This window comes from Bacillus sp. JJ722, assembly GCF_036963345.1.
Lineage (GTDB): Bacteria > Bacillota > Bacilli > Bacillales > DSM-1321 > Bacillus_AD.
The window spans coordinates 3004-9551 of record NZ_JBALMO010000088.1 but is presented as its reverse complement, the minus strand read 5'-3'; the positions used below and the strand labels follow the sequence as shown (position 1 = coordinate 9551).

8 protein-coding genes are annotated in these 6548 nt (G+C 33.2%); 6 read left to right on the top strand and 2 right to left on the bottom strand.

From position 1 onward, the window contains the following. Positions 1–108: 108 nt before the first annotated feature. Positions 109–339 (bottom strand): hypothetical protein, encoded by a 231-nt coding sequence (locus V7014_RS12340; protein WP_205059828.1) that lies wholly within the window; start codon positions 337–339, stop codon positions 109–111. A 258-nt stretch (positions 340–597) separates the two neighbouring features. Between V7014_RS12340 and ilvA the strand changes: the two genes are divergently transcribed. The 3 genes from ilvA to tatC all read left to right on the top strand — a co-directional run bounded on the left by ilvA (position 598) and on the right by tatC (position 3185). After that, the gene (gene ilvA, locus V7014_RS12335) at positions 598–1866 is read left to right on the top strand and encodes a threonine ammonia-lyase IlvA (RefSeq protein WP_335507522.1); all 1269 of its coding nucleotides are present in this window, start codon (positions 598–600) and stop codon (positions 1864–1866) included. A 187-nt stretch (positions 1867–2053) separates the two neighbouring features. Next, a complete protein-coding gene (gene tatA, locus V7014_RS12330; RefSeq protein ID WP_335507521.1) occupies positions 2054–2248 on the top strand; it encodes a twin-arginine translocase TatA/TatE family subunit in 195 nt (64 codons plus the stop codon). Between the two features lie 178 nt (positions 2249–2426). Beyond that, positions 2427–3185, top strand: a complete 759-nt coding sequence (tatC, locus tag V7014_RS12325) for a twin-arginine translocase subunit TatC (RefSeq protein WP_335507507.1) — start codon at positions 2427–2429, stop codon at positions 3183–3185. A 265-nt stretch (positions 3186–3450) separates the two neighbouring features. Here the strand turns inward: tatC and V7014_RS12320 are convergent, their stop codons facing one another. After that, a complete protein-coding gene (locus tag V7014_RS12320) occupies positions 3451–3972 on the bottom strand; it encodes a PCYCGC motif-containing (lipo)protein (protein WP_335507505.1) in 522 nt (173 codons plus the stop codon). Positions 3973–4158: 186 nt separating this feature from the next. Between V7014_RS12320 and V7014_RS12315 the strand changes: the two genes are divergently transcribed. From V7014_RS12315 to V7014_RS12305, 3 genes are all read left to right on the top strand, one after another. Next, on the top strand, positions 4159–4779 hold the full coding sequence (locus V7014_RS12315; RefSeq protein ID WP_335507503.1) for an SCO family protein: 621 nt from the start codon (positions 4159–4161) through the stop codon (positions 4777–4779). Between the two features lie 186 nt (positions 4780–4965). Continuing rightward, entirely contained in the window at positions 4966–5790 is an 825-nt protein-coding gene (locus V7014_RS12310; protein ID WP_335507501.1) for a DUF459 domain-containing protein, read from the top strand. A gap of 60 nt (positions 5791–5850) precedes the next feature. Next, positions 5851–6420 carry a YpmS family protein gene (locus V7014_RS12305; RefSeq protein ID WP_335507499.1) on the top strand — a complete coding sequence of 190 codons (570 nt, stop codon included), beginning with the start codon at positions 5851–5853 and terminating at the stop codon, positions 6418–6420. Positions 6421–6548 lie beyond the last annotated feature (128 nt).

The window sequence follows — 6548 nt, the reverse complement described above, 5'->3', positions numbered from 1 at the left end:
GGCCGATGAAGCTGGACACATCGAGTCGCCTACTGGCTCCTCGTGATTCCTTTATCTCAGTCGGAGGGCTCCAGTCCATACGGAGCTAAACGGGCGCTTCCGCTTTTCTTATTGCAAAATCTCATAAATAGTTAGTTGTTTCATCATGTCTTCAAACTCTTCTTGATAACAAAATTGATCAACTGAAAAGTTTTGCTTAATCCAATCAATAAGTTCTTGAGCCGTGTTGAAATATTCCCCACTTGAATCACTCTTGCGAATTGTGTATCTGCCGTTATCTTCATCAATAGTTACCTCTACGGGTAAAGCACAGTCATTCGAACATAACGAAAATTCCAATCGTGAAACCTCCTTATTGTTATTGTTTTTTTAATCATATTAACTATTCGTTCACTGTAGACTACAAACCTGCTAGGTAACAAATAAATTTTTAAAAAAGAGTACAATGTAATGAGAAAACGTAATGATAGTAAGGCTGTTAAGTATAAAGATTCTTTAAATGTTGAATTATTAGAAAAATCTGTTGATTTATTTGTCCATAGTGATATAATTTACGGCATTATAGAACTTTGTAGAGAGAAAGAAAGAGGGGACCGTATGAATTCCACAGCCAATGAGAGAAAGAGGCTACAAGTAGAAGATGTACTAATTGCTTATCAACAACTAAAAGACGTAGTAGCACATACACCGTTACAAAAAAATGAACGGTTATCGGAGCAGTATGAGTGTAATGTTTATTTAAAACGTGAAGATTTACAATATGTTCGCTCTTTTAAATTAAGAGGCGCGTATCATAAGATGAAAAGTCTTACTGCTGAAGAAAAAGTAAATGGAATCGTCTGTGCAAGTGCTGGAAATCATGCACAAGGTGTTGCTTATGCTTGTAAACAAATGAACATTGAAGGAAAAATTTTCATGCCTGCTACAACACCCCGACAAAAAGTAAACCAAGTGAAAATGTTTGGTAAAGAAATGGTGCAAGTATACCTAGTGGGTGATACATTTGATGATTCATTTGCGAAAGCAATAGAATGTTGTGAACAAGAACAACGCACTTTCGTTCATCCTTTCGATGATGACAAAGTAATCGCTGGGCAAGGTACAGTAGCTGTTGAAATACTGAATGATAGTGAGGTTCCAATTGATTATGTATTTGCTGCAATTGGGGGCGGCGGATTAATGGCAGGTTTGGCGACCTATTGTAAGAGCATCTCTCCAACTACGAAATGTATAGGAGTTGAGCCTGAAGGCGCACCTAGCATGAAGGAGTCGTTTTTACATAATCATGTAATGCCATTGGATAAAATTGATAAGTTTGTAGACGGTGCAGCTGTAAAGGTTGTTGGAGAAAAAACTTTTGATATTTGCCAAGAATTAGTTGAAGACATTGTGGTAGTGCCAGAAGGGAAAATTTGTACATCGATTTTAAAAATGTACAATGAACATGCTATTGTGGCTGAACCAGCAGGAGCTTTGTCAGTAGCTGCTCTTGATTTCTATCGTGAAGAAATTAAAGGAAAGAATGTTGTATGTGTTATCAGTGGGGGAAATAATGATATCGATCGTATGCAAGAAATTAAGGAGCGATCATTATTATATGAAGGATTCTTACACTATTTCATTGTGAATTTCCCACAAAGAGCGGGTGCATTAAGAGAATTTTTAGATGAAGTATTGGGTCCTAACGATGATATTACCAGATTTGAATATACGAAAAACAATAATAAAGATTCCGGTCCTGCCCTTGTAGGAATTGAACTTAAGCGTCCAGAAGAGTATCAAGAGATGATTTATCGCATGAACAAAAAAGGGTTTCATTTTATCGAAGTAAATAAAGATCGTAATTTATTTAATTTGCTTATTTAGTCTAGTAATATATGGATTTTTAGGTTACAATAAACGGGAACTTTATCAATATTTGGTTATTGGTGTGTCTAATGTGTTACGTGTATTTGTGAAATGAATGTGAATAATCACATTTATTTATCGAATTTTTAAAAAATATACTATACAAATTTGTAGAGAACATAGTCTACATACAAAAGGGGATGTTATAATGTCAAATATTGGTATTCCTGGACTGATAATTATTTTAGTATTGGCTTTAATTATATTTGGACCTAAGAAACTTCCTGAAATTGGCCGTGCGTTTGGTCAAACTTTACGTGAGTTTAAGAAATCAACACGTGAATTAACTAGCGATGTTATGGATGATATTGAAGAAGAGAAGAAGAAATTAAAGAGCTGAACTTAAATCTGATTCTGTGAGGGTGTGAGATGAAATCATCTTACACCTTTTTTGGAGATAAGATAATTGTTCACATAATGTTGTCTAACTCCATGATTAGTTGAACATTGATTGGTGGGAGATGACATACATGCCGATCAAAGTTTCACTTTATTAGAAGAAGGAAGGCTTGATTTTTATGGCAGATAAAGAACAGAATATCATTGAGCATATTAGTGAACTTCGCAAGAGACTAATTATTACAGCTGTCTCATTTATCATTTTTTTAATTCTAGGTTTTGTATACGTAGAGGAAATCTATAATTGGCTTGTGAGAGATTTAGATGTTAAATTAATCGTACTCGGTCCAAGTGATATCATATGGGTATACTTTATGATTTCAGCTGTGATCGGGATTGCTGCTACTATACCAGTGCTAGCATTGCAAATTTGGTTGTTTGTAAAACCAGCCTTAATGCCACATGAAAGAAAAGCGACTTTATCTTATATACCAGCGTTATTTATCTTATTTATACTCGGTTTAAGTTTTGGATATTTTGTTGTATTTCCTACTGTATTAGGATTTTTGGTGGAATTAGGCGGTAACATGTTTGTAACGAGTTTTACTGCGGAGAAATATTTTAGATTTTTAATGAATATGACTTTACCGTTTGCTGTATTATTCGAGCTACCAGCTATTGTCATGTTTTTAACATCAATCGGTCTTATCAATCCTTATATTCTGACAAAAGTCAGGAAATATGCGTATTTTATATTAGTCGTTATATCAGTAACTATTACTCCTCCAGATTTTATTTCGGATTTTCTTGTAATAGTACCATTATTAACACTCTATGAAATTAGTATTACGTTATCGAAAGTTGTGTACAAACGGCGTATGAAAAGGCTTGAGGAAGACCCAAGTTATGAGGAATACGAAGATTATCAGCAAGCCTGATACTTGAACTATATGAAAGGCGGTTCTATTATTCAGAAAATGGATATGAATCGTCTTTTTTGCGTTTGATTCGTGAAGATTGCTTTGATTTATTTATGTGGAAACGAAAAATATGCACGGAGAAATAAAAAATGAGCGGAGAAATAAATATATGAGCAAAGAATGAAAACACGAGTGGAACGAAATGTATCAGCAGAAAACTAAACATTAGAAAAAGGAGTCCATCATCTAATATCATTCGTGGACTCCTTTTTTTCAGTTGCTATCAGCCTTGTGGCTTTGGTGTAGGTGTAGGTTTCGCGAAACCTTCTTTATATTTTGAATCAATTATGTCACGTATTTCTTTAGCGCTTTTTCCATTATTGTATAGTACAACAGATTCAGCAGCTATCTCTAAGCAGACTTTACATCTAGTAGCATGGTCATCCCATACGATAGAGCCATCTTTTTTGTTATCAAAAACGAAACAATCATAATTATCTTTATGACCTGCTGAATCACCACATCCACAATAGCAAGGCATACTTTCTAATAGCTCTCTATGTTTTGCTACAGCAGAGTAAACAGTGCTCATATCCTCAGGTTTGTCCTTTAAAAAAGATGGTAATGTTTCAATGGATTTTGTTTCTTCTTGTAAATCACCATTAGCAGCATGCTGTGTTTCGTCATGATTTTCGGCTTGCTTCTTATCTTCTGTACTGGTTTCATTTGCCTCGTTGCTAGAGCACGCACCAAGTAAGAAAATAACAGCTGCGAACAATGATAGAAGTACTTTTGAATTTTTCAAGCTATCACCTTCACTTTATACTTTTATAATCCATTCTATCTTATCATATTTGTTGGGATTATGTGAAAAATATTCCTTTCGTTTACAAATCAGAATAAGCAATTGGTTAATTTATTCTTTTTTGGACAAATATTGTACAAATGTATATATTTTATTGTTCGGAAAAATCTGATAAAATGTTACAAGATGCAATCATATCATAAAGGGATGGATAGAATGTTTATAAAGAAGCAATTTGCTACAATAGGTATGATTTTGTTTTTAGTAATTTTAACAGCTTGCGGTGAAAAAGAAATACCGAATAGTAAAGATTGGCCAGTTGCTGATTTCGCTTTTACTAATCAAAATAATGAGCAAGTTTCATTGAAAGATTTAAAGGGTAAAGTGTGGGTGGCGAATTTTATCTTTACAAATTGTAATGATGTTTGTTTGCCTATGACAGCTAATATGTCTAAATTACAAACGAAGTTAAATGAAGAAGGTATAAAGGATGTTGAACTTATATCATTCAGCATTGATCCAACAGTTGACTCACCAGAAGCGTTAAAACAATTTGGAGATAAGTTTAAAGCCGATTACAGTAATTGGGATTTTCTTACTGGGTATGAGCAATCCCTTATTGAAGATTTTGCTAAAGATAGTTTCAAAACACTTGTGAAGAAGCCTGAAACAGGTGATCAAGTGCTTCATGGAACAAGTTTTGCGTTGGTTAATCAAGATGGAACAGTTGTCCAAACATATGATGGGCTTGAGAGTTTTCCACTTGAAGAAATTATTAAGCATATCAAAATTCTTCAAAATTATTAAGCAGGCGAATTTCGCCTGTTTTTATTTTGGGTATAAATCATATATCGTGCTCGAAATCCTATAAAATTAATAATTAGTGCTATTATAAAAAGAGAGTGTAAACTTATACTTATTACGAATAAAATAGAAAGAATTCATAACAATACATTATTGTATAGAGATATTCTTGTAAGAGGGGTGAAGAGTATGGTGAAGAAGGTTATCCTTTTTTCTCTCGCTTGTGTATTACTAACTGCTTGCTCTATTCCCAATTTTCGATCTGAAAAAGTCAATCAATTGAATGAAAGTCAAAATAAACACGATGAAGAAGTTGAATTAAAACAACTACCTCCAGCAGACATAACAATTGCATCAATTGGTGATTCCTTAACACAAGGAGTGGGAGATGACACCGAAAAAGGTGGATATCAATCTATTCTATCCACGCGTTTAGAAACAGAAAAACGAATTAAAGATATAAGTATGGCTCACTATGGAAAACGTGGATTAACCTCTGAAGGATTGGTTAAGCAATTGAAAAAGACTTCAATGGTTAATTTAGTGAAACAAGCAGATGTTGTGATCGTTACCATTGGTGGGAACGATGTGATGAATATTGTTAAGAGGAATTATAAACATTTACAAATACCTCATTTTGAAAAAGGTATGGTTAAATACGGAAAGAATTTAAATGAAATTATATCGATTATTCGTCAAAACAATCCTAAAGGTGATATCTATTTAGTTGGATTATATAATCCTTTTACGAAATGGCTGAATTCTATTGAAGAATTTAATGATATAATGGTTGAATGGAATAGCAAATCAAAAGCGATAGCTAATAAGCATGAAGGTGTGTATTTTGTAGAAATCAGCCCAATCTTCGCCTCTGAAAAAGATAATTTAATTTATGAAGAAGATTATTTCCACCCAAATACGAAGGGATATGAAAAAATGGGTGATGCAATATATGAAGCATTGAAACAAAATACAATCCTCCGTATGCAACAACAAGCCATGAAGAATAGTTAATACATGGTGAGAAAGAGTAAAAGAAGGGAGGAAACCACAATAGAGACTAAGAAAAGAAACTTGTGGAAAATACTTTTCTTTTTACTTATTGGCATCAATGTATCTTTTGTCTTAATTGTCTTACTTCTTGTTGGAATACCTCAGGAAGTTAAGCTCCCAGATGAAGGGAAAATGAGTCAGGAAGATTCTTCTATTCTTATTCAAAGTAAGAAAGAAAGTATTAATCAGTTGATTCAAAATTATATTAAGTCACAGCCTGAGAATGGGGAAATATTACAATACCAAGTGGTCTTGAACGATTATATTGAATTTTATTCGAAGATTCCTGTATTTGATATGAAATTACAATTAGCAATGACATTTACTCCAGTTCCATTGCAGAATGGGGATTTGTTACTGAAGCAGCGCTCGATGGAATTAGGGCAGATGCAGCTACCTGTTTCATATGTGTTGAATTTTATAAAGAAGGAAAATAATCTTCCAGAGTGGATTACAATTGATTCGAAGAAAAAGCAAATATATGTGGCATTAACAGACTTACAATTCGAAAATGATTTAATGTTAAAAGTTAATAAGTTTAATTTAAAAGAAGATGATATTTCTTTCCGATTAGTTGTTCCATCAATGTAAAACGCCGCTTACTTTCATAGTAAATGGCGTTTTACTTTTGTATAGCTTTTTTTTGTTATTGTGAAAAATAATAATATATTTTTTTCGCTGCATCTGTTCAAAGAATACAAGTTTTTCTTAAAAGTGGA

What these genes read in the sequence shown, in the direction of transcription:
- V7014_RS12315 (WP_335507503.1), top strand. Translation starts at nt 4,159, where the DNA reads ATGCAATCATATCATAAAGGGATGGATAGAATGTTTATAAAGAAGCAA.
- tatC (WP_335507507.1), top strand. Translation starts at nt 2,427, where the DNA reads ATGGCAGATAAAGAACAGAATATCATTGAGCATATTAGTGAACTTCGC.
- V7014_RS12310 (WP_335507501.1), top strand. Translation starts at nt 4,966, where the DNA reads ATGGTGAAGAAGGTTATCCTTTTTTCTCTCGCTTGTGTATTACTAACT.
- ilvA (WP_335507522.1), top strand. Translation starts at nt 598, where the DNA reads ATGAATTCCACAGCCAATGAGAGAAAGAGGCTACAAGTAGAAGATGTA.